Origin of the sequence: Janthinobacterium sp. DSP2-3-3, assembly GCF_049897325.1 — a bacterium.
GTDB lineage: Bacteria > Pseudomonadota > Gammaproteobacteria > Burkholderiales > Burkholderiaceae_D > Janthinobacterium.
This window is the reverse complement of the sequence record NZ_JAFCWA010000011.1, coordinates 208,670-233,869: the sequence shown is the minus strand read 5'-3', so window position 1 is coordinate 233,869 and position 25,200 is coordinate 208,670. Positions and strand designations below refer to the sequence as shown.

The window sequence follows — 25,200 nt, the reverse complement described above, 5'->3', positions numbered from 1 at the left end:
GGCTGGGTGTGGAAGTGCAGTAATGCATTAAGCTAACCAGTACTAATTGCCCGTACGGCTTGTCCCTATAACCTTAGCAGGTACAGAGGATGAGAAAGTACATGTTGCGTGTTGTTGATAACGCAGTCATTACCCAAGTAACATCTCAGTAAATAATCGACACTTCTTCCAGATTCATGGCCTTGTTGCTCCACCGAGAACAAGCGTCAGTACAAGTTATGCCTGATGACCATAGCAAGTTGGTCCCACCCCTTCCCATCCCGAACAGGACCGTGAAACAACTTTGCGCCGATGATAGTGCTGCAACCAGTGTGAAAGTAGGTTATCGTCAGGCTTGTTATTCGCAGTAGAGAAAAGCCCCGCCAGCAATGGTGGGGTTTTTTTTCGTCTGGTGGTTTCTTTCCACTCCGCTCCCATTTTCAGGTACTCACCTGGCACGTTGCGCATGAAATGCAACAAAATCGAATATTTATATAAGTGCTTATATAAATCCTGCTACTATCACTACATGAAACAAGGACTCGGAACACAACTACGCCACCTGATCGAACTGCTCGACGGCGCCGTCCAGCAGGCTTATGCGGATGCGGGCCTCGATTACCGGCCCCGCTATACGCCGGTGATGCGGGTACTGGCACAACAGCAGAGCGCGACCATCGGTCAATTGGCCGAACTGGCAGGTATCACGCAGCCGGCCGTCACACAAACGGTAGCGTTGATGAAAAAGGAAGGCTTGCTGCTGGTAGCCGCCGATGGCGAGGATGGACGTCAGCGCGTAGTACGCCTGAGCAGCCAGGGCGAGGCGCTGCTGCCCCATCTGCAGACTTGCTGGCAGGCGACCAAGTGCGCCGCCGACAGCCTCGATGCGGAACTGGCATTTCCTTTATCAACATGCCTGGCGCAAGCCATCACAATTCTGGAACAGCGTTCATTCGGCGAGCGCATCCGCGATGCCAGCAAGCAGGTAAAAGCCACTCCCTGACAACCCACGAGGAAAGCGATGATGGACAACACCCTGAGCATGGCAAGCAAAAAATCCCCCCTGGCTCGCCTGATGGCCTATCCCCTGGTGCAGATTGTGCTGGGCATGGTGCTGACGTTTGCCCCGGTGCCGCTGACCATGATCATCGCCTCTCAGCTCGTGGACAAGTCCTACCGCATCTTGTGGCCGCAGTTGCTGGCGGCAGTACTGGTATGGTGCGGCTACCGTTTCTATGTGCGCCACATCGAAAAGCGTCAACCGGTGGAACTGGCGATGCCGGGCATGGCGCGTGAACTGGGACGTGGATTGCTGCTCGGCGCCGGACTGGTCGCCCTCACCTTTGTTGTGCTCGCTGCGCTGGGCGTATATCAGTTTAGCGGCGTCAACGCCCTGAGCGTCTTGTTGCTGCTCCCGCTGGCCGAACTGGTGTTGGTGGGGATGGCCGAGGAGATGATGTTTCGTGGGGTGCTCTTTGGCGTGACCGCACGTGCGCTGGGCAACAAGGCTGCCATCGTGATTTCATCCCTGGTGTTCGCCCTGGCGCATTTGCCCAATGCCGGCTTTTCGCTGCTGGCAATCCTAGCGATTACCGCCTATGGCGTGCTGCAGGCGGCCCTGTACATGCAGACGCGCCGGCTGTGGGTTTGCATCGGCACGCATATTGGCTGGAATTACTGTGTCAGCCAGGTGTTCTCATCGACGGTGTCCGGCCATGTGGTCACGGACGGCTTGCTGCGCGGTGAACTGTCCGGCAACGCCATGCTGACTGGCGGTGCCTTCGGCGTGGAAGCTTCGCTGGTGACCGTCTTGCTGATCAGCGCCGTTGCCGCCTACATGCTGCGCCTGGCTTTTGCCAGCGCAGCACGCACGCCGCGAAACTAGACCGCTGTGCCGGCTTATTGTCCGGTCGCTACCGGCGTGGCGCCGCTTCTGGCGACCCACTCGATCAGCGCATCGACAGCCGCGCGGCCATTGCCGTTGCCCACCAGGTCGCTATTGATCATGGCGACCACCACGCACAGTTGATTGTTGGCGTCGGGCACGTAGCCGGCGATGGCCACCACATTTTTTAATGTGCCCGTCTTGATGCGCGCGCGCGCGGCGGCCGGACTGTTCAGCATGCGTTTGCGCATGGTGCCGTCCAGCGCCACGATGGGCAGGCTGGACTGGAACTCGGGCGCCCATGGGCTTTGTTGCATCGCTTGCAGCACGCCGGCCAGTTGCGCCGGCGCAATGCGTCCCGTGCGCGACAAGCCGGAACCGTTGTCGATCAGCATGCCTTGGGTATCGATATTGTGTCGCTGGAACCATTCCTGGATGACTAGCCGCGCCCGATTGGCCGTATCTTCGGGCGCCGCCATGGCGACGGGGCGGCTACCCAGCCAGCCATCGCTTTGCAAGCTGCCCAGGCTCAGGAATAAGGTGCGGGCCAGAGTGTTGTCGGACGTCTTGTTTATATCGCGCAGGACCTCTGGCAAGGCGCGTGCCACATGGTCGGCCAGCATGCGCGTGCCGACCGGTTCGGCCGTCGGCGGCAAGCCTGTTGCCGGCGCTTCGCGCACCGTGCCCGTGATCGTGCCACCCAGGCGTTTCCAGGTGGCGCGGAACAAACGGTCCGCATAATCGTTGCGATCAAGCACATTGATGCTGGTGGCCTTGTTGCAATTTTGCGGGAAGGTGCCGTGCAGTATCACCTGCAACTTGCCGCTCGCATCGCGCCGGTATTCGGGCGGGCGCCAGCCGTCTTCCCACCGGGCACAACTGCCCTTGATGAGTTTCATGTCGCTGGTGATGCTGACATTCTCGAGCGGCGGCTGCATGAGGACGCTCAATTGCCGGTCCGTCGAGCTCATATTGATATCAAGCAGATTGGTATTCAGCAATAAGGCATCGGGGATGACGTTGTAGCGGAACTCGGCCGACTCGTCGAAGGGCAGCGCACCGATATCGGGTCTGGCCGGCTGGAACAGTTGGCGGTCGAGGATCAGGTCGCCCTTGATTTTCACGATGCCCTGGTTGCGCAGGGTTTGCAGCATGTGCGCCAGCACGTCCGCATTGAAATCCGTGTCGGCGCCGCCGCGCAGGATCAAGTCGCCCTTCAGTACGCCATTGATGACGTCGGCGCTGGTGCGCAACTCCGTGCGCCCGCGAAAGATGGGACCCAATTGCTCCAGGCCCACGGCCGTCGTTACCAGCTTCATGGTGGACGCGGGCTGCATGCTGCGCTCGGCGCCATGCGACAGCACGGTGGCGTTGCCGCGCAAGACGATGGCACCCATGGCGTCTTCGGGAATATTCGCGCTGCGCAGCAGCAGGCTGACGGATTCGGGCAATTGTGCGTGGGCAGTCGACAGGCCAAGACCAGCCAACAGCGCAGCCATCAGAACAGGACGGAACATGGTGCTCCTTAGTGGAAAAAGACGTAGGCGACAAAGACGGCGGTGATCACGCCGGCCAGATCGGCGATCAGGCCGGCCGTGATCGCATAGCGCGTCTTGCGGATGCCGACGGAACCGAAATACAGGGCTACGATATAGAAGGTGGTGTCGGCGGAGCCTTGGAAGACGCAGGCCAGGCGGCCGACAAAGGAATCGACGCCGTAGGTATTCATGGCGTCGATCATCATGGCTTTCGAGCCGGAGCCGCTGAGCGGCTTCATCATGGCCGTCGGCAAGGCAGGCACGAAATCCGTATTGATGCCCAGGTTGGCAAAGAACCAGTTCATGCCGCTCATCAGGAAATTGAACACGCCCGCGTTGCGGATCACGCTGATGGCCACCAGCATGCCGACCAAGTAGGGAATCACAGTGATCGAGGTCTGGATGCCGCCTTTCGCTCCCTCGATGAAGGCGTCATACACGTTCACCTTCTTGCGCAGGGCGCCGATGATGAAGATGGCGATGACACTGATCAACACCAGGTTGCTGACCACTTTTGAGACCAGTTCGATTTCCTGTTTCGTCAGGTATTGCGTGAAGTACCAGATCATGGCGACGATGGCGCTCGTCATGCCGCCCATCCAGCCCAGCACGACGCGGTTGAGCAAGTTGATGCGTTGCTTGATGGACACGGTGATGATGCCGACCACGGTGGCGACATAGGTGGCGATCATGCAGGGGATAAAGATGTCGGATGGGTCGGCCGCGCCGAGGATGGAGCGCTGCGCCATGATGGCCAGCGGAATCAGGGTCAGGCCCGAGGTGTGCAGCACCAGGAACATGATTTGCGCATTCGTCGCCTCTTCCTTGTTCGGGTTCAAGGTTTGCAGGCTTTCCATGGCCTTCAAGCCGAACGGCGTGGCAGCATTGTCCAGGCCCAGCAGATTGGCCGAGAAATTCATCACCATGTGGCCCGTAGCCGGATGGTCTTTCGGGATTTCCGGGAAGATGCGCGAAAAGAAGGGCGCGATCACTTTCGCCAGCCAGCCGACGATGCCCGCCTTTTCACCGATGTTCATGATGCCGAGCCACAAGGTCATCACGCCCGCCAGCGGCAGGGCGATATCCATTACACCCATGCGCGCCGTTTCGAACGTGCCATCGATGATGCGCTTGAAGATATCGTTATCGCCGAGAAACAGCCACTGCAGCACTGCGGCCAGGAAGCCAACGAGGAAAAAGCCGGACCAGATGTAATTAAGTGCCATATGCGATCAGTTCTGTGTGTCGGGAGTGAAAAATGTCTGCAAACAAAGTATAGGGGCAGCCCGATACGAGTTGATGAAAGAATGCAGCAATCGCATGCCAAAAAGTTATAAGCTGGCAGCCTGTTTTCATTGGCGCCCCGTAGCTTGCCCGCGTAGTGTGGGGGATGCCTGTCGCTTATCGCTGTTCGTTACCTTGTCTGCACTGGATCACTGATGATGTTTTTACGCAAAACCGCCTGCGCCGCCGGCCTGGCCATGTTGACGCTTTTCACTGTACCGGCCCACGCCGCCACCGATGCCGCGGCGGGCCGGGCGGGCAAGACATTGCACTTGTTCCTTAGCACCAGCGAGACGGGCCTGGACCCGGCCGTGGCGTCGGACCTGGCCAGTTTGAACTTGATGGAAAACATCTTCGATCCCTTGCTGCGCTACGATTACCTGGCGCGCCCGGTGCAACTGCAGGGCAATACGGCGCGCGGCTTGCCGACCGTGGAAGACGGTGGACGCACGTATATCTTTCACCTGCAGCCCGGTATTTTCTTCACCCCCGATCCCGCCTTCAAGGGCCGGCCGCGCGAAGTGACGGCGCAGGATTATGTCTACAGCCTGACGCGGTTGTATGACCCCAGCCTGAAGTCGCCGTGGTTGTTCTTGCTGGAAGATAAGCTGGTGGGCGATGCGGCCCTGAAAGCCAAATTCAGCTACGACACGCCGATCGCCGGTTTGCAGGCGCTGGACAAATACACCCTGCGCATCCGCCTGAACGGCGTTGACCCGAACTTCCTGTTTTACCTGGCCATGCCGGCCACCGGCGTGGTGGCGCGCGAAGTGGCCGAAGCGTATGCGGCGCCGGGGCAGATCGGCAACCATCCTGTGGGCACGGGGCCGTTCCTGGTGAAAGAATGGAAACGCAGCGACAAGATCGTGCTGCAGGCCAATCCGACTTTCCGCCCCACCGTATTCCGTACGGAAGCCAAGGCGCTGGATGCCTTGCCGCTGGACGCACGCGCCATTGCCACCGCGCTGGAAGGCCAGCGCCTGCCGCTGGTCGAGCGCATCGAGGTGCGCATCGTCGAGGAATATCAATCGCGCATGCTGGGCTTTTTGAAAGGCGAATTCGATTACCTGGAGCAAGTGCCCGAATCGATGACAGACATGGTGCTGGAAAACGGTGCCCTGAAACCGGCGCTGGCCGCCAAGGGTCTGCAACTGACGCGCTTTCCCGTGCTGCAGACGTATTACATGTGGATGAATATGGACGATCCCGTGCTGGGCGGCACGACCAAGGACAAGCTGGCCCTGCGGCGCGCCATCGCCCTCAGCTACAACAGCCGCGAAGACATCGCGCTGCTGAAGAAAGGCCTGGCCTTGCCGGCGCAGTCGCCGCTGCCGCCCAATGTGCTCGGTTACGACAAGCACTACCGCAGCCCCGTCGGCTACGATCCGGTGCTGGCGCGCGCCTTGCTGGAGCGCTTTGGCTACAAGGCGGGCGCCGATGGTTTCCGCACCCAGCCGGACGGCACGCCCTTGCTGCTGACCATGCATACGGAGCCGAGCACCGTGGGGCGCCTGCGCGATGAGCTTTGGCGCCGTAACCTGACCGCCATCGGCCTGCGCGTGGCATTTAAAAGCGACAAGAAGACGGAAATCATCAAGGCGTCGCGTCTGGGCAAGGTGCAAATGTTCGAGACCAACTGGATCGCCGACTTCCCCGATGGCGATAACTTTATGCAATTGTTGTATGGCGGCAACGTTGGCCGCGCTAACTACGCCCGCTTCAACTTGCCCGATTACAATAAACGCTATGAGGAGGCGCGCCTGCTATCCGATACGCCGCGCCGACGCAGTCTGTACTTCGACCTGTTTCAGCTGATCCACGCCTACACGCCGTGGGTGTTGCTGACGCATCCCATCTCTGCCGACCTGCAGCAACCGTGGCTAAAAAACTACAGGCGCCACCCTGTGGAATTCACGTCCTGGCGCTATCTGGACGTGGATAAAACCAGGGCTAGCCCCGCAGGCAAGTGACCACGTCGCTGAAAAGGGCATTCATTCCAAAAAGTTATGGTTAGGAAAGCATTTTTCATTGGCTGGCCGCGGATGCATCGCGCTACTCTGAAAATGAAAACAAATAAAGTCATGCGCAAATGTCATAAAAAAATGTACTGCGAGACAGACGTTGCGACATATCTAACAGCCTGACTTGATAACTCAAGTTTCGATTGCCCAACAAGGAGAAGACCTGTGAAATTGAAGAAGCTAGCGCAGTTGGTGGCATTGATGGGGGTAGTGGGGCCGGTAATGGCACAGGAAGCGGCGGCGCCAGCGATGCAACGGGTCGAAGTCACGGGTAGCAGCATCAAGCGCGTGGCCAAGGAAGGCGCGCTGCCGGTACAAGTCATCACCTTTGACCAGATCGAAAAGCAGGGCATCACGACGACCGAGCAACTGGTGCGCACCCTGTCGGCGAATGGCACGGGCGCCGATAACATGACTTCGGGCAATAACGTGTTTGGCGCGGATGCCGACAGGGTCAGCGGCGGCGCTTCGTTCGCCTCGCTGCGCGGGCTGGGACCGTCGAGCACCCTGGTGCTGTTGAACGGCCGCCGCATCGCCACGCACGGCGCCAGCGGCAAGTCGGTCGACCTGAACTCCATTCCGCTGGGCGCGATTTCGCGCGTGGAAATTCTCAAGGATGGCGCCTCGGCCATCTACGGCACGGACGCCATCGGCGGCGTGATCAATTTCATTCTGAAAACCAATTACAGCGGCGTGGAAGCGTCCGTCTCCACCAACGACACGCAGGCAGGCGGCGGCGCCACGCGCCGCGCTTCGCTGCTGGCCGGCACGGGCTCGCTGGAAAGCGATCGCTATAACATCATGGCCAGCCTGACCGTCGACAAGGCGCAGCGCCTGAACGGCAGCGACCGCTCCTTCGTCAACGGCTTCCAGCCGGGCCGTGGCCTGTCGCCCGATACCACGGGCACGCCGTTTGCCAACCAGATGTCGGGGCCGGGCACGGCACTGCAAATCCCCAATCCTGATCCGAAAAAACCAGGGACGTTTATTGGCGGTTACACCTTGCCTGGCGACCCGACGGTGTATCTGCAAGCCAATCCCCTGAGCTTCCAGGGCAAGTGCGACAGCATCGCCGGCATGTCGCAGTACCAGACGCCACTGTGGAAAGACGTGACCTCACCACGCAGCACCACGCATTCGTGTGCGTATGACTACGGCGCCGACTATGTGCTGCAATTCCCTGTCGAACGGGCCAATCTGTTGTCGCGCGGCACCTTCCAGTTGGCGCCCGACCACCGCATGTTTGTTGAAGTGCTCGGTTCGCGCACCAAGGCCACGGCCATTTTGACGCCGATGCAGGTGCAGGCGACCGTTGCCAACAAGAATTTGTACCCGGTCGGCGGCGCGTATTACCAGGACCTGTCGGCCTACATCCCCACGTTTGACAATACCAAGCCGATTGCCTACAAATGGCGCGCGAATGACGTGGGCAACCGCACGCAGGAAAACACGACCGACAATGCCCGCGTGCTGGTGGGCTTCGAAGGCAACTTCGGCAAGTGGGATTACAAGGCGGGCATTTCGCGCGCCGAAAGCAGCACCAAGACCAAGCTGACGGATGGCTATTCCTATACGGACAAGCTGTACGCGGCGCTGGCCAGCGGCATCATCAATCCCTGGGTGGGCGCCGGCCAGAGCCAGACGGACGCGGCCAAGCAATTGATCGAGTCGACCAAGTTCCGTGGCGACTTCCAGCACGGCAAGACAACCCTGACGCAGATCGACGGTTCCGTTTCGGGCGAACTGTTCCAGCTGCCGGCCGGTGCGCTGGCGATGGCGGCCGGTTTTGACTTGCGCCGCGAAGGCTACAGCTTTGGACAGGACGTCGATGCCATGCAGATCCTGCTGGCGCCGGGCAATGCCGCATTGAAAGATGCCAGCCGTACCGTCAAGGCCGTGTATGCGGAATTGCTGGTGCCGGTCACGAAGGACCTGGAAATGCAGTTGGCCATCCGCCGCGACGATTACAGCCTGGTGGGCGCGACGACGAATCCGAAAGTGGCCTTCCGCTACCAGCCGACGGACTTCCTGCTGTTCCGCGGTTCGGCCAGCAAGGGTTTCCTCGCGCCAAGCTTCCAGCAACTGTATTCCGGTTCGCTGAGCCAGGAATTGCCGAACGGCGTGATCGACCAGGAAGGCTGCGCCAAGCATCCGGGCGTGCCCGAGTACTGCGCCATCGACCGCCTCGACTACAAGACGGGTGGCAATACCAACCTGAAACCGGAAACGTCGAAGCAGGGCAGCGTCGGTTTTGTCATTGAGCCATTCAAGGGCTATTCCGCTTCGTTCGACTACTGGGCCATCAACACCAAGGACCGCATCCTGAACCGCACGCCGCAAATTGTGCTGACCAATTACCAGGCGCTGAACCAGTACATCCACCGCAATCCGGACGGCACCATCGAGTACGTGCAGGCGGGCTGGATCAATGCGGCAGGCAGCCGCGTGCGCGGCCTGGACGTGGGCTTGCGCGGCGAAGGCAAGATCCGGGACGCGAAATGGACGGCGACCCTGGACGGCACGTATATGGACAGCTTCAAGTTTGCGGAATATCAAGGCCAGGAATACCAGGAGCTGGTCGGCAAGTTTTATACGCGCGACCTGTACCTGCGCTGGAAACACAATGCCAGCTTCGGCGTATCGCGCGGCGACTGGAGCGGCTTGCTGATCCAGAGTTTTTCGTCGGGCTACAAGGATCAGGTGCCGAATGGCGGCAAGGGCACGCCACCACCGGGCTTCAAGCCGGATGTATCCAGCTACACCACGTATAACTTGTCGGGCACGTACACGGGCTTCAAAAATACCACCATCACCGTGGGTATCCAGAACCTGTTCGACCGCGATCCGCCGTTCACCGCGCACAACGTGGATGAAGTGGTGGGCGCCGGCTGGGACCCTCGCGTGGCCGACCCGCGTGGCCGTTCGCTGTCGTTCCAGCTGAAGTACAAGTTCATGTAAGGCAGCCATGCCGGCGGCAAGATTGCCGGCATGCTACTCTCGTGCGGCGGCGCCTGGCGTCGCCGTTTTTTGTTTCAGGAAAGGGCCGCATGTCCAGTCAGACCAATCTCAGCCGGCGCCACTTCGGCGGCTTGCTGGCCGCCACCCTCGGGGCGGCAGGCACACCGGCGTGGGCGGCGGCCGTGCAAGGGAAGGGCAAACGCATGCAACAGCAACACGCATTGATCAAACCGGCGCGCCTGCGCGACGGCGACCTGGTGGCCATCATCGCACCGGGCGGCTTTACGGATGAGGACGCCATCGCCAAGGCCCAGCGCAATATCGAATCGCTGGGACTGCGCGCCAGCCTGGGCGCCAACATTCGCGCCGTGCACGGCAACTATGCGGGTACGGTGCAGCAGCGCCTGGACGACCTGCACGCCGCGTTCCGCGACCCCGAGGTCAAGGCGATCTGGGCCATCCGTGGCGGCTCCGGCTGCATTTCGCTGCTGGCGCTGCTCGACTATGCCTTGATCCAGCGCAACCCGAAAGTGCTGATCGGCTATTCCGACATCACGGCCCTGCACCTGGCCATCGTCCGCCAGACGGGCCTGGTGACGTTTCACGGCCCCGTGGCCTCGTCTACGTTTTCCGACTACACGGTGACGCAGCTGCAAAACGTGCTGATGACGCCGCAAGACAGCTACACGATCCCGATGGCGCTGGACAACCACCGCCGCGCGCAGACGCAGCCGAACTTCGCCATCCGCACCGTGCACGGCGGCCAGGCGACGGGACGCTTGACGGGCGGCAACCTGTGCATGGTCAGCGCGCTGGCCGGTACGCCGTATGCGGCCGATTTCCGCGAGCACATTCTTTTCCTCGAAGAAATCAATGAAGTGCCCTACCGCATCGACAGGATGTTGTGCCAACTGGACCTGTCGATCGGTTTCAAGCATGCGGCGGCCTTGATGCTGGGTATCTTCGAGCATTGCGAGGCGGCCGAAGGCGACACGGCGCTGACTCTCGCTGCTACCCTGGAGCAGCATCTGCAGCTATTGAGTGTGCCGGCCGTCAGCGGTTATTCGTTCGGCCACATCCGCCACCAGTTCACGCTACCGATGGGTATATTGGCGACCTTGGATGCAGACCGGCAAACCTTGACCTTGCTGGAGCCTGGTGTCTGCTAGCGTACGGTGGAGCGGGGCGATTGTCAGTATGCTAGTGTGATTGCAAGCGTGGCACGAGGCCGCGCCGCCTTCTTCACCGCTCCCGACATGATCAATCGCCACGCCAGTACCTACATCCTCAGACACCCGCTGGCTTTCGTGCTGCAGGTGCTGAAGGGTTTTCGCGCCAACCAGGGCTTGCTGCTGGCGGGCGCCGTCGCGTATTACTCGCTGCTCTCCATCGTGCCCCTGCTGATGCTGGTGGTGGTGGCCCTGTCGCACGTGATCGCAGAAGACGAGCTGTTGCGGACCATCGGACATTACCTGGAATGGCTGGTGCCGGGGCAATCGAAAGCCATCGTGGCTGAAGTGGCGCATTTTCTCAACAACCGGGGCGTGATCGGCTGGCTGCTGCTGCTGACCATGCTGTTTTTCAGCTCGCTGGCGTTTACCGTTCTGGAAAACGCCATGAGCGTGATCTTCATGCACCGCGTAGCCATCCGCCGCCGCCATTTCCTCATTTCCGCCGTGCTGCCGTACTGCTACATCCTGTGCCTGGGCGCGGGCATCCTGCTGATCACCCTGGTGGCGGGCGGCCTGCAGGTGATGGGCGAGGAAAGCGTGCGCTTTTTGCGCCACGACTGGGGCCTGGAAGGCGTGTCCGGCGTGCTGCTATATTTACTGGGGCTGGCGGGTGAAATCCTGGTGCTCAGCTCGATCTACCTGGTCATGCCCGTCGGGCGCCTGTCGATCACGCATGCGCTGATCGGCGGCGTGACGGCGGCCCTGTTGTGGGAAATCGCCCGCCATGTGCTGGTCTGGTATTTCTCCACCTTGTCGCAGGTCAACGTCGTGTATGGCTCGATGACGACGGCCATCGTCGTCATGTTCAGCCTGGAAATCGGCGCCACCCTACTGCTGCTGGGCGCGCAAGTGATTTCCGAATACGAAAGAGTGGCCCGTGGCGGCGAAGAGGAGAAGCCGTTGGCACTAAGGACTTGATTTAAAGTATGGATTCAATTCATTATTGCATCGCACAAAAAGCTGTGCTATACTCCGTTCAGTGATTGAGATTTGGCAGCAAATCATCTCACCATCCAGTTTCAGCGCGGCGACCGACAGGTGTAATGTCGATGGCGTGACAGAGCGAAGAGTGGATTTTGTAATTCCGGATACGATGGTCGCTACACATTGGAGTCACCATGCAGATAGCATGGGAGTCCGAAAATCAGGAGGCACTTTGCAGATAGCACTGGCGTCCATGACACGATTAAAGCATTGGTAATACATTGGAACGAAGCCCGCGCTAGCGGGCTTTTTTTTCGTCTATGGCTGGCGCGTTGAGCAACCTACTGCGCAGCCCGCTCCCGACTCGGCCTTACTCGCCGTACTTCAGTACGGCTGCGTTACTCAAGCCGATATCGCGCTTGCTCGCTACGGTTGCTCAAGGTGCCGAGGCTTTTACTGTCTCACGCGCCTTTCTTTCCTTGCCTATAAAGCCCTGGCGATCAGGATTTTCTGGATATCGCTGGTGCCCTCGTAAATCTGGCACACGCGCACGTCGCGGTAGATGCGCTCGACGGGAAAGTCGGATACATAACCATAGCCGCCGTGCACCTGGATGGCGTCCGAACACACTTTTTCCGCCATTTCCGATGCAAACAGCTTGGCCATGGCCGCTTCCTTCAGGCAGGGCAGACCCGCATCCTTCATCGATGCCGCATGGCGTATCAGCTGGCGTGCCGCTTCGATCTGCGTGGCCATGTCGGCCAGGCGGAATTGCACGGCCTGGTGTTCATAGATGGGTTTACCGAAACTTTCGCGTTCGCGCGCATAGCTCAAGGCCGCCTCGTACGCAGCGCGCGCCATGCCCACGGCTTGCGAAGCGATGCCGATGCGTCCGCCTTCCAGGCCGGACAGGGCGATCTTGTAGCCTTGTCCTTCTTCGCCAATCAGGTTTTCTGTCGGGATGCGGCAATTCTCGAACAGGATTTGCGCCGTGTCCGACGAATGCTGGCCCATCTTCTGTTCCAGTCCCGCCACGATGTAGCCGGGCGTATTCGTCGGCACCCAGAAGGCACTGATGCCGCGCTTGCCGGCCGCCTTGTCGGTGACGGCCATGACGATGGCCACGTCCGCATACTTGCCGCTGGTAATGAATTGTTTCGTGCCGTTGATGACGTATTCATTGCCGTCCAGGGCGGCTGTGGTGCGCAGGGCCGAGGCGTCGCTGCCCGTGTGCGGTTCTGTCAGGCAAAACGCGCCCAGCATGGCGCCTTGCGCCAAGGGACGCAGCCATTGTTCCTTTTGCGCATCGTTGGCGTACATCATGGCGATGCTGCACACGGGGCAGTTGTTGACCGAGATGATGGTTGACGTGCCGCCATCACCGGCGGCGATTTCTTCCAGCACCAGGGCCAGCGACACGTAGTCGAGGCCGGCGCCGCCCAGCGCTTCCGGCACAGCCACGCCAAAGGCGCCCAGTGCGGCCAGTTCCTGCAATTCTTCCTTGGGGAAATGATGTTCCTTGTCCCAGCGGGCCGCATTGGGCGCCAGGCGCTCGCGCGAAAAACTGCGCAGCGCTTCCTGGATCATCGATTGTTCTTCATTGAGTATCATGGGACGTCGTCTCGTATATTTTTATAGTGGATTCAGGGAGTTACCAGCCGATGGGCTTGCCATCGTAGTTGCGGAACACGGCCTTGTCCGTGGCCGGCAGGCTGGCCAGGGTGGTGCGGATGCCGGCAGCGCTTTGCTCGGGTGAAATATCGGCGCCGGCGCCGCCCATGTCCGTGCGTACCCAGCCCGGGTGGAAAGCCACGCAGCTGACGCCTTGCGGGCCATGCACGAGGGCTGTGTCGATCAGCACGGAATTCAAGGCGGCCTTGCTGGCGCGATACAGCGAACCGCTGGGGTTGCCGCGCTCGCTCAAGGAGCCCATGTGCGAGGACAGCACGGCGAGTTTCCCTTTTGCATACACCACCAGCGGCGCCAGGATCGGCAGCAGCCGCATGGCCGCCAGCACGTTCGTGTGCATGACGGCATCGAAATCTTCTTGCGTGGGGGAACCATCGTGACGGGGGCCATACACGCCCGCGTTGAGGATGGCCACGTCGAGTTTTTCATCGTCGAGCTTCCAGCCCAGGGCGGCACAGCCTTCCACGTCCGTCACGTCGAGCTGATGCGCTTCCGCGCCCAGTTGCCTGAGGGCATCGCAAGCATCGGGTGTGCGCGCCGTGGCGATCACTTTCCAGCCATCGTGGCGGTATTGGCGGACGATTTCGTGGCCGATGCCGCGCGAGGCGCCGATGATCAATGCGGTAGGCATGTGTTTTCTCCCTGGAATGAATGAAAGGGCGCGCCCCTGGCCATGATAGCCGTGCGCGCCCGTGCTTCAGTGCAGCTTATACCAGTTCGATTGCCATCGCCGTCGCTTCGCCGCCGCCGATGCACAGGGCTGCCACGCCCCGTTTGCCGCCGGTTTTTTTCAAGGCGCCCAGCAGGGTGACGATGATGCGCGCGCCCGAGGCGCCGATCGGATGGCCCAGCGCGCACGCGCCGCCGTGGATGTTGATCTTGCTGTGCGGAATGTCGAGGTCGTGCATGGCGGCCATCGGCACGGCGGCGAACGCTTCATTGATCTCGAACAAGTCTACCTTGCTGCTGCTCCAGCCCGTTTTGGCGTACAGCTTCTTGATGGCGCCGATGGGGGCCGTGGTGAACTCGTTCGGTGCCTGCGCGTGCGTGGCGTGGCCGTGGATTGTTGCGATGACGGTGCAGCCCAGTTTTTTCGCCGTCGACTCGCGCATCAGCACCAGGGCCGCCGCGCCATCGTTGATCGACGAAGACGAGGCGGCCGTGATGGTGCCGTCCTTCTTGAACGCCGCTTTCAAGGTCGGGATTTTTTCCAGGCGGGCCTTTTGCGGGCCTTCATCGATGCTGACGATGGTATCGCCGCCGCGGCCGGAGACGGTAACGGGCACGATTTCCCATGCGAAACTGCCATCCTTGGTGGCTGCTTGCGCACGTTTCACCGATTCGATGGCAAACGCATCCTGCGCTTCGCGTGTGAAGCTGTACTGGCTGGCGCACTCTTCGGCAAACGTGCCCATCGAGCGGGCATTGCCCTTTTCATCGCGGCTGTAGGCGTCTTCCAGGCCATCCATCATCATGTGGTCATAGATCATGCCGTGGCCGATGCGGTAGCCGCCGCGCGCCTTCGGCACCAGGTAGGGGGCGTTAGTCATCGATTCCATGCCGCCCGCCACCACCACCTCGGCGCTGCCGGCGAGCAAGGTGTCATGCGCGAACATGGTCGTCTGCATGGCCGAGCCGCACATTTTCGACAGCGTCACGGCGCCGGTGGAGTCCGGCAAGCCGGCCTTGCGCAAGGCTTGGCGCGCGGGCGCCTGGCCCTGGCCGGCCATCAGGCAATTACCGAAATACACGTGTTCGACGGCGTCCGGCGCCACGCCGGCCCGTTCGACGGCGGCGCGGATGGCCACGGCGCCCAGGTCGCTGGCGGTGACGTTGGCAAAGTCGCCCTGGAAGGCGCCCATGGGGGTGCGCGCGGCACCGACGATTACGACTGGATCATGCATGTTGGATCTCCGGTTGGGGGTGGGAAGGTGCTTGCTTACAAAAACGCAGGTGCTGCGGATACGGGAATACGTCCTCGATATGGCCGTCTTCAATGCGCTGCTTGCGCGCCTGCCAATATTGCGCCGTCAGCAGGTCGGCATGGTGCTGCATGAAATACTTGCGGATGCGCGGATTGCCCAGCAGGAAGGTGCCGAATTGTTCGGGAAACACATCATGTTTTCCGATCGGATACCACGGTTCGGCCGACATTTCTTCCTCTTCCGTGCGCGCCTGGGGAATGACGCGGAACTGGCAATCGGTGATGTACTCGATTTCATCGTAATCGTAAAAAACGACACGTTGATGACGGGTCACGCCAAAGTTTTTATACAGCATGTCGCCGGGGAAAATATTCGCCGCGACCAGCTCCTTGATGGCGTTGCCGTACTCGACGATGGCGTGTTCGACCAGGTCATCGCGGCCTTCCTTTTCGGCATTGCTCAGCCACATGTTCAGCGGCACCATGCGCCGCTCGATGTACAGGTGGCGGATGATGATCTGCTCCTGGTCTTCTTCGATCAGCGAGGGGGCGAACTGTTTCAGTTCGGCCAGCAGTTCCGCAGCAAAACGGGCGCGGGGAAAGGCCACGTTGGAGTATTCGAGCGTGTCTGCCATGCGGCCCACGCGGTCGTGGTGTTTCACCAGCAAATACTTTTGCTGGACTTGCGCGCGCGTGGTTTCCTTGGGCGGCGGAAAAAAATCCTTGATCACCTTGAAGACATAGGGAAACGACGGCAGGGCAAACACCAGCATCACCAGGCCACGGATGCCGGGCGCGCTTTCAAAGTGGTCCGACGAGTGTTTCAGATGCTGCAGGTAGTCGCGGTAAAACAGCGTCTTGCCCTGTTTTTGCAGGCCCAGTATCGTATAGATTTCGCTGCGCGGTTTGCGCGGCAGCAAGCTGCGCAGGAATTGCACATAGGCCGACGGCACCTCCATATCGACCAGGAAATACGCGCGCGTAAATGAAAACAGCACGGCAATCTGCTGCTGCTCGAACAGCACCGTGTCGAGCACCAGCTTGCCGTGGCGGTTGTGCAGGATCGGCACGACAAACGGATATTCGCGGTTGCCGTTGATGCCCTTGCCGACCAGGTAAGCGCCCTTGTTGCGGTAGAACAAACTGGTCAAGACCTGGATCTGGTGGTTCGGCTCCAGTCTGTCGGCGCCGAATAGCTGCTGCAGGCGCGCTTCCACCTGGGCCACGTCACGCTCCAGATTGGCAAATGCGCAGTCCAGTTGGAAGTGCGTCAGCATGCGTGTCAGAGTGTGGCGCAAGCCATCCTTGCCGGGGTAATACACGCGGTAGGTGGGCACCGGGTCTTGCGTGTCGATGTATTCCGTGGAAACGACGGGACGCACGAAAATATAGTCGTTATTGAAGTAGGTACGGTGCAGGATGTTGCAGCAGACGGAATTGAAGAAGGTTTCCGCCAGTTCCGGTTGCTTGTGCTCGGTCAGCATGCCGATGTAGTGCAGCTTGAGTTCGCGCCACACTTCGTCGCTCAACTCCGACTCTTCGTACTCATCTTCGAGCATCTGCACGCATTCTTGCACGCGCTTGTCATAAAAGTCGATGCGCTCGCGGGCCGCCGTCTGTGCCGCGGCCCAGGCGCCTTGCTCGAAATACTGCTTGGCTTGCTGGCTGGTGGCGCGGAACAGGCGGTAATGCTTGTCAAAGCCGTCGCGGATGGTGCGCGCGATATCGAATGCAATCTGGGAGGAAAGCAATTTTGGGAAGGCAATTTGCGTCATATCTGTGCTCGCATGAATAGCTCATCACCCAGTCGATCGCCGCACACCCGTGCTTACTTGGTTTCCGCAAACAGTTCGCGGCCTATCAGCATGCGGCGGATTTCGCTGGTCCCGGCGCCGATCTCGTACAGCTTGGCATCGCGCCACAGGCGGCCGGCCGGATACTCGTTGATGTAGCCATTGCCGCCCAAAGCCTGGATCGCTTCACCCGCCATCCAGGTCGCCTTCTCCGCACTATACAGAATGGCGCCGGCCGCATCCTTGCGCAACTGGCGCACGGCTTCCGGCGTGGTGGCGCGGTCGCAGGCCTGGCCCACGGCATACACATAGGCCTTGCACGCCATCATGGTCGAATACATATCGGCCAGTTTGCCTTGCATCAATTGGAATTCGCCGATGGCCTGGCCGAATTGCTTGCGGTCATGCACGTAGGGCACGACCAGGTCCATGCAAGCCTGCATGATGCCCAGCGGGCCGCCGGACAGCACGGTGCGCTCGAAATCGAGGCCCGACATCAGCACATTGACGCCCTTGCCCAGGCCGCCCAGCACGTTTTCGGCCGGCACTTCGCAATCCTGGAACACCAGTTCACCCGTGTGCGAGCCGCGCATGCCCAGCTTGTCGAGCTTTTGCGCGATGGAAAAGCCCTTGAAATTCTTTTCGACCAGGAAAGCCGTCATGCCACGCGAGCCCGCTTCCAGGTCGTTTTTCGCGTACACCACCAGCACGTCCGCATCGGGACCATTGGTGATCCACATCTTGGTGCCGTTCAAGACCCAGCGGTCGCCCTTGAAGTCGGCGCGCAGCTTCATGCTGACGACGTCCGAGCCCGCGTTCGGTTCCGACATGGCCAGGGCGCCGATGTGTTCGCCCGTGATCAGTTTCGGCAGGTACTTCGCCTTTTGCTCGGCCGTGCCGTTGCGCTTGATCTGGTTGACGCACAGGTTCGAATGGGCGCCGTAGGACAGGCCGACGGAGGCCGAGGCGCGCGAGACTTCTTCCATGGCGATGATGTGCGCCAGGTAACCCATGCCGGCGCCGCCGTATTCTTCGCTGACGGTGATGCCGAGCAAGCCCATGTCGCCCATCTTGCGCCACAGGTCCATGGGGAACTGGTCGGTGCGGTCGATTTCGGCCGCGCGCGGCGCGATTTCGGCGGCGGCAAATTGTTGGATTGCTACTCTTAGGGAGGCGATGTCGTCGCCGTGGTCAAAGGTCAAGCCTGGGAGATGGAGCATGTCGTCCTCGTCGTTATAGTGTGGCGGTCATGGATGCGGGGTCAATGAAGCTATGATACTCAGTTGTGACGTTTACGTAAACGTAAAGCGAGGCGCATAAAGTGGGGCACGTAAAGTGAGGCGTGTAAAGCGATGCGTATAAAGCGATGTGGGGGCGGCCAGTGTCTGCCGCGTGGCCACTCAGCTTGTTGACACCTTGTCCATGTTCAAGTCTGCCAACATGCGCGCACACGCGTCTTCATGCGCGCTGATTTCCGCCAGCGCCATTTCGATATCGATGCGCTGCTGCTCCAGCGTCTGCCGGTGCTGCGCCAGCACGCCCAGGAAACAGTCCATTTGCGCGCGCGTGTCCTTCGGCGACTCGTACATGTCGACCAGGCTCTTGATCTCCGACAGCGCCAGGCCCAGGCGCTTGCCGCGCAGGGTCAGTTTCAGGCGGGTGCGGTCGCGCGGCGTGTAGACGCGGCTGCGCCCGCCGGCGCCTTCGCGCTTCGGGCTGAGCAAGCCCTGGTCTTCATAGAAACGGATGGCGCGCGCCGTGATGTCGAATTCCCGCGCCAGTTCGGTAATGGTATAGGTCGTCATTGCTGCGGGCGGTGTCGGTTGCATGGGTGATCGGTCGATAGATGGGTACTGCGAGGCAGGCGGGTGGCAACGTCAATGTCAATACTATTGTAGCGTGCCCTGTCCGTGCTGCAACAAAGAAAAAAGAGGGTGCGCACAAGCAATTTGGCGAATAAGACAACAGTTACTGAAAATAAATTGATTCTTCTTGTGCAAACACGCTTAAGATCGAGAGTTGGTGGCCAAGATGACACCAAAAAGAGCTTTCCTGGCATAACGGCGACATTCTTTTCGCTGCGATGGCAGTAAAATTTTTGAGCGCAGATTCTTTCCAGTAGGACGATCAAAAAACAACGTTTGACGATGAGCACCTTGTTTAGATTATTTCTATATTGGAAATAGAATGGCCCTTCTGAAAACTTTGTCTACAAGAAATTGTATGACATGGCCATTGCGCGTATCGGTAGAGGTGGGCATTATCCGATACCGTACGTTGTAATGCCAAACCGAGGCTTTGAATCGTGCTGCAGTGCGAAAATCAAGGCTAACCGCGAATTTGAACCGGAGCCACACAGAATCACAAGAGAAAATTCGGCCATATTTTTACCCGAAAAGGCCGGCCGGAGTGTTAATTGTTAATTGATACTTTTTTCAAATGTAACAATCTGTATGGTCATTCAAGAAACTGACTTTCATGTTACAACATGAAATAGTACACCTATGAATTCTTCTAACGAACGCGAAAGCTTCAGCCAACGACTTCAGTTGGCTCTCAAAAACGCCCATTACTCTCCAGACAGCCCGACCAGACTGGCCCGCGAATTCAACATCCGTTTCGACGGACGCCCGATTACCGTGCATGCAGCTAGGAAATGGTTGGTAGGCGAAGCAATTCCCACGCAAGAGAAATTGCGCATGATTGCCCAATGGTTGGGCGTTCCGGCGGAATGGTTGCGTTTTGGCGGCCCGGAAAGCGCTACCCCGAATGGCGAAGCGGGCAGCGCTTTATCGCGTTTTGAGTCCGCCGATGTGAAATTAATTGCCGATTTGCAAAGATTAGATGAACATCATCGTCAAATCGCGCGAGAATTTATTCGCATGCTGGTCAGAGTCAACTACCAAAAGTAAGCATTCAGGCCCTCCCCGGCCGGCGCCGTCCGCCTTTCGCTGACGGTGCTCTTCCTGTCCTTTTATTTGCGCAGCGTCATACTGGAGACATGATTTTGCCGCACAATAAGATCTCGCATGTTGCGCTGCAGCGGAATTATTTGACAATAATCCCGTACGCAGCGGCGCAGCGGCCAATACCAGCGCATAATCACATCAGAAGTAGCCAGTTCATCCACTACGGAGCCGAGCATTTGAGCCGTCTTATGAAAAGTAACTACAGCAATACCGCGCAGCTGAAGGACTTGATGACCGTGCCCCCTATGACTGCCGCGCAACATGCGGAAGTGATGCGCAAACGGATCGCCCACCGCAGGATGGTTGAAGAAGCCAGGGATTTGAAACAGGCCAGTGCCCACCAATTCGACAAACGATGATGGATGCCTGAGCTAAGCTACTGCGCGTCGCGCTTTGCGGCCGGCGATGCTCACCGTGCTAGAGCACGGTTGCGCTTCTCGGCCACAAATCACTGCCGCTCGCTACGCTTTTGTCAGACATCGTGACGCCAACTAGAGGATAGGGGTGTCGCCAAAGGACTTAAGACCATTCCACCGCGGCGCCAGGCCGTGCTCGATGCCGAGCAGGTCGATGACGCGTGCCACCGTATGGTCGACCATCTCGGCGATGCTGTGCGGGTGGTGATAAAAGCTGGGGAGTGGCGGAAAGATGATGCCGCCCATTTCGGTCACGGCTGTCATATTGCGCAGATGTGCCAGGTTGAATGGCGTTTCGCGTACCATCAAAATCAGGCGCCGGCGCTCCTTGAGCACCACATCGGCGGCCCGCGTAATCAAATTGTCCGACAAGCCATGCGCCACGGCCGCCAGGGTCTTCATCGAGCACGGCGCGACGACCATGCCATCCGATTGAAACGAGCCGCTGGCGATACTCGCGCCGATATCGCGCAGCTTGTGCACCACGTGCGCCTGCGCTTCGATTTCCTTGCGCCCTACGCCCGTTTCCTGGTGCAGGGTCAGTACGGCCGCATCCGACAAGACCAGATGCGTCTCGACGCCGGGGACGGCGACGAGCAATTGCAGCAGCCGCAAGCCATACACGGCGCCTGTGGCGCCCGTGATGGCCACCACAATACGGCGCGGCCGCGCAAGCTGGCTATCAGGCATCGATCAGGGACTTCAGTTCGCCCGATTCAAACATTTCATTCATGATGTCGGAACCACCGATGAACTCGCCTTTGACATACAGCTGCGGAATGGTGGGCCAGTTCGAGTAATCCTTGATGCCCTGGCGCACTTCCGGGTCGTCCAGCACGTTGACGGTGGCGATGTTTTCCACGCCGCACGCTTTCAGGATCTGGATGGCGCGGCCGGAAAAGCCGCACTGCGGGAACTGGGCCGTGCCCTTCATGAACAGCACGACTGGCGTGCTTGTCACGGTTTCTTTGATCCAGGTTTGTACGTCGCTCATAGCTGCCTCTGATGGGTAAATAAATAGATGCCGTCATTTTATAAGAAAACGACGGCACGGGTATGCGCTCAAGTCATAAATCGGGCAAGTCAGCCACGTTGATGCTCGTTGCTACTGATAATTGCTTGCCCAGGCAGATCGATTGCGCCGCGCCCACGTATTTGCCCCAGGCAATGACGGGTGCATAGCCGTGTTTGGCATAAAACGTCACAGCGCGGCTATTTGCCACGCGGGTGGACAAGTGCACGGCCTGGTAGCCATGCCGGCACGCCTGCGCCTCCACATGGGCCAGCAGGGCCGCGCCCACGCCAGCGGCGCCGGGACGCGCATACATGCGCTTGAGTTCTGCCGTGGGACTGTCCGGCTCGCCCAGCGGCCGCAGGGCGGCGCAACCCAGCAGGTTTCCAGCAACGTCGCTGGCCAGGTAAAAGCCGCCGCGCGGCGTTGCCGCCTCGACATTGAAGGAGGAACGGCCGCTGTCACCATTCAGGCGCAGCAGTACGTCCGACAATTCGTCGAGCAGCAACTGCGCCCCGGCACTGGCGGCGTCCACCGCCAGGATGACGATAGCTGCCACGCTGCGCCTGGCGGTTGCTTAACCGCGCAGCTTGGCGAACGCGGCGGCCATGCTGCCGGCCGGCTCTGGCGCATTGCGCGACTGCGACTGGTGCTGCGCCATGCTACGGCGGTCGTTGCGGTCGCCCTTTTGCTCGGGCTTGCTGCCCGCTTGTGGCGCGCTGTCCGTCAGGCGCATGGTCAGCGCGATGCGCTTGCGCTTTTCATCGACTTCCAGCACCTTCACGCGCACGACTTGCCCAGCCTTCACCACCGTGTGCGGGTCTTTCACAAACGTGTTCGACAGGGCCGAGATGTGCACAAGGCCATCCTGGTGCACGCCGATATCGACGAAGGCGCCAAAAGCGGCCACGTTGGTGACGACGCCCTCGAGGATCATGTCCGGGCGCAAGTCGCGGATTTCTTCCACGCCTTCCTTGAAGGTGGCGGTGGTGAACTCCGGACGCGGATCGCGGCCCGGCTTTTCCAGTTCCTTCAAAATGTCGGAAATGGTCGGCACGCCGAAGGTTTCATCCGCATACTTGGCCGGGCTGAGGGTTTTCAGCAAGGCGGTCTCGCCGATGACGGCCTTGATGTCCTTCTTGATGTCGGCCAAAATCTTTTCCACCAGCGGGTACGATTCCGGGTGGACGGCCGAGGCGTCCAGCGGATTCTCGCCGCCCATCACGCGCAAGAAGCCGGCCGCCTGTTCGAACGTTTTATCGCCCAGGCGCGGCACGGCTTTTAGCGCCGCGCGCGAAGTGAATGCGCCCTTCAAGTCGCGGTAGCTGACGATGCTTTGCGCCACGCTGGCCGATAGGCCGGAGACGCGTGCCAGCAGCGGCGCCGAGGCCGTGTTGACGTCCACGCCGACGGCGTTCACGCAATCTTCCACCACCGCATCGAGCGAGCGGGCCAGCTGGCTTTGGCTCACGTCATGCTGGTACTGGCCCACGCCGATCGATTTCGGGTCAATCTTGACCAGTTCGGCCAGCGGGTCTTGCAGGCGGCGCGCGATCGACACGGCGCCGCGCAGCGACACATCCATGTCCGGCAACTCTTTCGAGGCGAATTCGGACGCCGAATACACCGACGCGCCCGCTTCCGAGACGACGATCTTCGTCATTTTCGCTTCCGGGTGCTGCTTGATCAGGTCCTGTGCCAGCTTGTCGGTCTCGCGCGAAGCGGTGCCGTTGCCAATCGAAATCAAGGACACATTGTGCTTGGCGGCCAGGCGGCCCAGCGTATGCAGGGAGCCATCCCAGTCATTCTTCGGTTGGTGCGGGTAAATCACGGCCGTGTCGACGACTTTGCCGGTGGCATCGACCACTGCCACCTTCACGCCCGTGCGCAAGCCAGGATCGAGACCCATGGTGGCGCGCTGGCCGGCCGGCGCGGCCAGCAGCAACGCTTTCAAATTGGTGGCGAAGACGTTGATCGCGTCGAGTTCCGAGCGTTCGCGCAGCGCGCCCATCAGTTCCGTTTCCAGGTGCATAAAGCTTTTCACGCGCCAGGTCCAGCGCGCCGTATCAAGCAACCACTTGTCGGCCGGACGGCCGAGGCTCTTGATGCCGAAGCGGGCGGCGATGCGGCCTTCGCACGGGTTGTGCGGCGCATCCCATTTCGGTTTTTCCGCTTCCGTGTCCAGGCGCAGGGTGACGTCGAGCATGCCTTCGCGGCGGCCGCGCAGCAGGGCCAGCGCGCGGTGCGAGGGGACTGTGGAAATGGTTTCCGAGTATGCGAAATAATCGGCGAATTTTTCGCCTTCGTCCTGTTTGCCTTCCACCACTTTCGATTCGACGATGCCGTGCTCCTGCACATACTCGCGCAAGGTGTGCAGCAGGGTCGCGTCTTCGGCAAAGCGCTCCATCAAAATCTGGCGCGCACCGTCGAGGGCCGCCTTGGTGTCATGCACGCCCGGGTTGTTGCCGTCGGCACTCGTAAACGCGTCGCGCAGGAACTTGCCCGCTTCCATTTCCGGCGTCAGTTCCGGATTGTTGAGTAAACCGTCGGCCAGCGGCATCAAGCCCGCTTCGATGGCGATCTGCGCTTTCGTGCGGCGCTTTTGCTTGTACGGCAGATACAAATCTTCCAGGCGCGTCTTGTCTTCCGCATGCATGACGGCATCGAGCAGCTCGGGCGTCATCTTGTTCTGCTCCGTGATCGAGGCCACGATGGCCGCGCGCCGCTCTTCCAGTTCGCGCAGGTAGCGCAAGCGCTCTTCGAGCAGGCGCAGCTGGATATCGTCGAGGCCGCCGGTCGCTTCCTTGCGGTAACGGGCGATAAAGGGCACGGTGGCGCCTTCGTCGAGCAGTTCGATGGCGGCGGCAACCTGCACCGGTTTGGCGGCAAGTTCAAGGGCAAGACGTTGTTCGATAGTGGGCAGCATGGTTGTTTCCAGAGCGATCAAGCCTGGAATGATACGCAATCGGCGCGATTGCGCAATCTTGACAGCGCAAATGGACTGTGCGTTGACAACAGCTAACGGGGTGGCAGCAGCGGGGGCGGCAGCAGCGGGCTGGCGGGCGGCGGCGGTGCCGGCCTCTGCGGCGTGACGGATTTGCCAAAGGCATTGCCCATGCGGTGTTCGAGGGCGGCGCGGTTGTACAGGCCCAGCTGGTTCGACGGACGCTGCACGGTCGCTTCCGCGCCGGACAGGGTGGGCGGCGGCCGGTTCACGGTATTGCTGCTAGGTAATAATTTTTCGTTCAAGCAAGATATGGATTGGGATTGCGCGCGCTTGCCCTGTACTTCCACCTCCACGCAGCCCTTTTCCGGCGCGGCGGCCTTGACGACGACGGTGTGCTCGTCCGCCTGCACGGGCAGGGTGGCACAGGCCAACAGCAACAGCGATAACAGGCGCGCCATGGCGGCTCCCGGAGCGGTGGATGAAGCGCTCAGCATAGCAAGGCCATGTGTCGTAGCGATGACACAGGCCAGACGCCATGTCATGCAGTTGTCATTTTATGAAGCTACCATCTTGCCATTCTGCAGACAAGCTTGCAGTCAAGACACTTCATGAGCAGGATCTCGTTGCTT

The 25,200-nt window shown here is 60.1% G+C and carries 21 protein-coding genes and 1 rRNA gene; 9 read left to right on the top strand and 13 right to left on the bottom strand.

Going from position 1 to position 25,200, the window contains the following annotated elements; translation table 11 throughout:
- Positions 1-221 precede the first annotated feature (221 nt).
- The 3 genes from rrf to ACP7DE_RS21575 all read left to right on the top strand — a co-directional run bounded on the left by rrf (position 222) and on the right by ACP7DE_RS21575 (position 1,864).
- Positions 222-334, top strand: a 5S ribosomal RNA gene (gene rrf / locus ACP7DE_RS21585).
- A gap of 174 nt (positions 335-508) precedes the next feature.
- Positions 509-982, top strand: a complete 474-nt coding sequence (locus ACP7DE_RS21580; RefSeq protein ID WP_426074000.1) for a MarR family winged helix-turn-helix transcriptional regulator — start codon at positions 509-511, stop codon at positions 980-982.
- Between the two features lie 18 nt (positions 983-1,000).
- Positions 1,001-1,864 carry a CPBP family intramembrane glutamic endopeptidase gene (locus tag ACP7DE_RS21575; protein ID WP_426073999.1) on the top strand — a complete coding sequence of 288 codons (864 nt, stop codon included), beginning with the start codon at positions 1,001-1,003 and terminating at the stop codon, positions 1,862-1,864.
- Between the two features lie 14 nt (positions 1,865-1,878).
- Here the strand turns inward: ACP7DE_RS21575 and dacB are convergent, their stop codons facing one another.
- Positions 1,879-3,381, bottom strand: a complete 1,503-nt coding sequence (dacB, locus tag ACP7DE_RS21570) for a D-alanyl-D-alanine carboxypeptidase/D-alanyl-D-alanine endopeptidase (protein ID WP_426073998.1) — start codon at positions 3,379-3,381, stop codon at positions 1,879-1,881.
- Between the two features lie 8 nt (positions 3,382-3,389).
- On the bottom strand, positions 3,390-4,628 hold the full coding sequence (locus tag ACP7DE_RS21565; RefSeq protein WP_426073997.1) for a nucleoside recognition domain-containing protein: 1,239 nt from the start codon (positions 4,626-4,628) through the stop codon (positions 3,390-3,392).
- A 216-nt stretch (positions 4,629-4,844) separates the two neighbouring features.
- Here ACP7DE_RS21565 and ACP7DE_RS21560 point away from each other — a divergent pair, with 216 nt between their 5' ends.
- The 4 genes from ACP7DE_RS21560 to ACP7DE_RS21545 all read left to right on the top strand — a co-directional run bounded on the left by ACP7DE_RS21560 (position 4,845) and on the right by ACP7DE_RS21545 (position 11,815).
- A complete protein-coding gene (locus ACP7DE_RS21560; protein ID WP_426074010.1) occupies positions 4,845-6,656 on the top strand; it encodes an ABC transporter substrate-binding protein in 1,812 nt (603 codons plus the stop codon).
- 216 nt (positions 6,657-6,872) lie between these two features.
- Entirely contained in the window at positions 6,873-9,665 is a 2,793-nt protein-coding gene (locus ACP7DE_RS21555; RefSeq protein ID WP_426073996.1) for a TonB-dependent receptor, read from the top strand.
- An 89-nt stretch (positions 9,666-9,754) separates the two neighbouring features.
- Entirely contained in the window at positions 9,755-10,834 is a 1,080-nt protein-coding gene (locus ACP7DE_RS21550) for a S66 peptidase family protein (protein WP_426073995.1), read from the top strand.
- A gap of 87 nt (positions 10,835-10,921) precedes the next feature.
- Complete coding sequence (locus ACP7DE_RS21545) at positions 10,922-11,815, top strand: YihY/virulence factor BrkB family protein (RefSeq protein ID WP_426074008.1); 894 nt, start codon at positions 10,922-10,924, stop codon at positions 11,813-11,815.
- Between the two features lie 489 nt (positions 11,816-12,304).
- Here ACP7DE_RS21545 and ACP7DE_RS21540 read toward each other — a convergent pair whose 3' ends face one another.
- The 6 genes from ACP7DE_RS21540 to ACP7DE_RS21515 form a co-directional block, all read right to left on the bottom strand.
- A complete protein-coding gene (locus tag ACP7DE_RS21540) occupies positions 12,305-13,432 on the bottom strand; it encodes an acyl-CoA dehydrogenase family protein (protein ID WP_426073994.1) in 1,128 nt (375 codons plus the stop codon).
- 40 nt (positions 13,433-13,472) lie between these two features.
- The gene (locus tag ACP7DE_RS21535; RefSeq protein ID WP_426073993.1) at positions 13,473-14,141 is read right to left on the bottom strand and encodes an SDR family oxidoreductase; all 669 of its coding nucleotides are present in this window, start codon (positions 14,139-14,141) and stop codon (positions 13,473-13,475) included.
- Between the two features lie 76 nt (positions 14,142-14,217).
- On the bottom strand, positions 14,218-15,414 hold the full coding sequence (locus ACP7DE_RS21530) for an acetyl-CoA C-acyltransferase (RefSeq protein ID WP_426073992.1): 1,197 nt from the start codon (positions 15,412-15,414) through the stop codon (positions 14,218-14,220).
- A complete protein-coding gene (gene aceK / locus ACP7DE_RS21525; protein ID WP_426073991.1) occupies positions 15,407-17,209 on the bottom strand; it encodes a bifunctional isocitrate dehydrogenase kinase/phosphatase in 1,803 nt (600 codons plus the stop codon). The genes ACP7DE_RS21530 and aceK overlap by 8 nt, the downstream gene beginning before the upstream one ends.
- 53 nt (positions 17,210-17,262) lie before the next feature.
- On the bottom strand, positions 17,263-18,447 hold the full coding sequence (locus ACP7DE_RS21520; RefSeq protein ID WP_426073990.1) for an isovaleryl-CoA dehydrogenase: 1,185 nt from the start codon (positions 18,445-18,447) through the stop codon (positions 17,263-17,265).
- Positions 18,448-18,627: 180 nt separating this feature from the next.
- Positions 18,628-19,032 (bottom strand): MerR family transcriptional regulator, encoded by a 405-nt coding sequence (locus ACP7DE_RS21515; protein WP_426074007.1) that lies wholly within the window; start codon positions 19,030-19,032, stop codon positions 18,628-18,630.
- A gap of 699 nt (positions 19,033-19,731) precedes the next feature.
- On the opposite strand from ACP7DE_RS21515, the gene ACP7DE_RS21510 reads away from it, so the two are divergent.
- Both ACP7DE_RS21510 and ACP7DE_RS21505 read left to right on the top strand, forming a co-directional pair.
- Positions 19,732-20,139 (top strand): hypothetical protein, encoded by a 408-nt coding sequence (locus tag ACP7DE_RS21510; RefSeq protein WP_034753756.1) that lies wholly within the window; start codon positions 19,732-19,734, stop codon positions 20,137-20,139.
- 89 nt (positions 20,140-20,228) lie between these two features.
- A complete protein-coding gene (locus tag ACP7DE_RS21505; RefSeq protein WP_426074011.1) occupies positions 20,229-20,555 on the top strand; it encodes a hypothetical protein in 327 nt (108 codons plus the stop codon).
- 132 nt (positions 20,556-20,687) lie between these two features.
- Here the strand turns inward: ACP7DE_RS21505 and ACP7DE_RS21500 are convergent, their stop codons facing one another.
- From ACP7DE_RS21500 to ACP7DE_RS21480, 5 genes are all read right to left on the bottom strand, one after another.
- On the bottom strand, positions 20,688-21,302 hold the full coding sequence (locus tag ACP7DE_RS21500; protein ID WP_426073989.1) for a UbiX family flavin prenyltransferase: 615 nt from the start codon (positions 21,300-21,302) through the stop codon (positions 20,688-20,690).
- On the bottom strand, positions 21,295-21,606 hold the full coding sequence (gene grxD / locus ACP7DE_RS21495; protein ID WP_116742780.1) for a Grx4 family monothiol glutaredoxin: 312 nt from the start codon (positions 21,604-21,606) through the stop codon (positions 21,295-21,297). Before grxD ends, ACP7DE_RS21500 begins: the two co-directional genes overlap by 8 nt.
- Positions 21,607-21,679: 73 nt before the next feature.
- Complete coding sequence (locus ACP7DE_RS21490; RefSeq protein WP_426073988.1) at positions 21,680-22,183, bottom strand: GNAT family N-acetyltransferase; 504 nt, start codon at positions 22,181-22,183, stop codon at positions 21,680-21,682.
- An 18-nt stretch (positions 22,184-22,201) separates the two neighbouring features.
- A complete protein-coding gene (locus tag ACP7DE_RS21485) occupies positions 22,202-24,550 on the bottom strand; it encodes a Tex family protein (RefSeq protein ID WP_426073987.1) in 2,349 nt (782 codons plus the stop codon).
- A 92-nt stretch (positions 24,551-24,642) separates the two neighbouring features.
- Complete coding sequence (locus ACP7DE_RS21480; RefSeq protein ID WP_426073986.1) at positions 24,643-25,029, bottom strand: hypothetical protein; 387 nt, start codon at positions 25,027-25,029, stop codon at positions 24,643-24,645.
- Between the last annotated feature and the right edge of the window lie 171 nt (positions 25,030-25,200).

What these genes read in the sequence shown, in the direction of transcription:
- ACP7DE_RS21580 (WP_426074000.1), top strand. Translation starts at nt 509, where the DNA reads ATGAAACAAGGACTCGGAACACAACTACGCCACCTGATCGAACTGCTC.
- ACP7DE_RS21575 (WP_426073999.1), top strand. Translation starts at nt 1,001, where the DNA reads ATGATGGACAACACCCTGAGCATGGCAAGCAAAAAATCCCCCCTGGCT.
- dacB (WP_426073998.1), bottom strand. Translation starts at nt 3,381, where the DNA reads ATGTTCCGTCCTGTTCTGATGGCTGCGCTGTTGGCTGGTCTTGGCCTG.
- ACP7DE_RS21565 (WP_426073997.1), bottom strand. Translation starts at nt 4,628, where the DNA reads ATGGCACTTAATTACATCTGGTCCGGCTTTTTCCTCGTTGGCTTCCTG.
- ACP7DE_RS21560 (WP_426074010.1), top strand. Translation starts at nt 4,845, where the DNA reads ATGTTTTTACGCAAAACCGCCTGCGCCGCCGGCCTGGCCATGTTGACG.
- ACP7DE_RS21550 (WP_426073995.1), top strand. Translation starts at nt 9,755, where the DNA reads ATGTCCAGTCAGACCAATCTCAGCCGGCGCCACTTCGGCGGCTTGCTG.
- ACP7DE_RS21545 (WP_426074008.1), top strand. Translation starts at nt 10,922, where the DNA reads ATGATCAATCGCCACGCCAGTACCTACATCCTCAGACACCCGCTGGCT.
- ACP7DE_RS21540 (WP_426073994.1), bottom strand. Translation starts at nt 13,432, where the DNA reads ATGATACTCAATGAAGAACAATCGATGATCCAGGAAGCGCTGCGCAGT.
- ACP7DE_RS21535 (WP_426073993.1), bottom strand. Translation starts at nt 14,141, where the DNA reads ATGCCTACCGCATTGATCATCGGCGCCTCGCGCGGCATCGGCCACGAA.
- ACP7DE_RS21530 (WP_426073992.1), bottom strand. Translation starts at nt 15,414, where the DNA reads ATGCATGATCCAGTCGTAATCGTCGGTGCCGCGCGCACCCCCATGGGC.
- aceK (WP_426073991.1), bottom strand. Translation starts at nt 17,209, where the DNA reads ATGACGCAAATTGCCTTCCCAAAATTGCTTTCCTCCCAGATTGCATTC.
- ACP7DE_RS21520 (WP_426073990.1), bottom strand. Translation starts at nt 18,447, where the DNA reads ATGCTCCATCTCCCAGGCTTGACCTTTGACCACGGCGACGACATCGCC.
- ACP7DE_RS21515 (WP_426074007.1), bottom strand. Translation starts at nt 19,032, where the DNA reads ATGACGACCTATACCATTACCGAACTGGCGCGGGAATTCGACATCACG.
- ACP7DE_RS21510 (WP_034753756.1), top strand. Translation starts at nt 19,732, where the DNA reads ATGAATTCTTCTAACGAACGCGAAAGCTTCAGCCAACGACTTCAGTTG.
- ACP7DE_RS21505 (WP_426074011.1), top strand. Translation starts at nt 20,229, where the DNA reads ATGATTTTGCCGCACAATAAGATCTCGCATGTTGCGCTGCAGCGGAAT.
- ACP7DE_RS21500 (WP_426073989.1), bottom strand. Translation starts at nt 21,302, where the DNA reads ATGCCTGATAGCCAGCTTGCGCGGCCGCGCCGTATTGTGGTGGCCATC.
- grxD (WP_116742780.1), bottom strand. Translation starts at nt 21,606, where the DNA reads ATGAGCGACGTACAAACCTGGATCAAAGAAACCGTGACAAGCACGCCA.
- ACP7DE_RS21485 (WP_426073987.1), bottom strand. Translation starts at nt 24,550, where the DNA reads ATGCTGCCCACTATCGAACAACGTCTTGCCCTTGAACTTGCCGCCAAA.
- ACP7DE_RS21480 (WP_426073986.1), bottom strand. Translation starts at nt 25,029, where the DNA reads ATGGCGCGCCTGTTATCGCTGTTGCTGTTGGCCTGTGCCACCCTGCCC.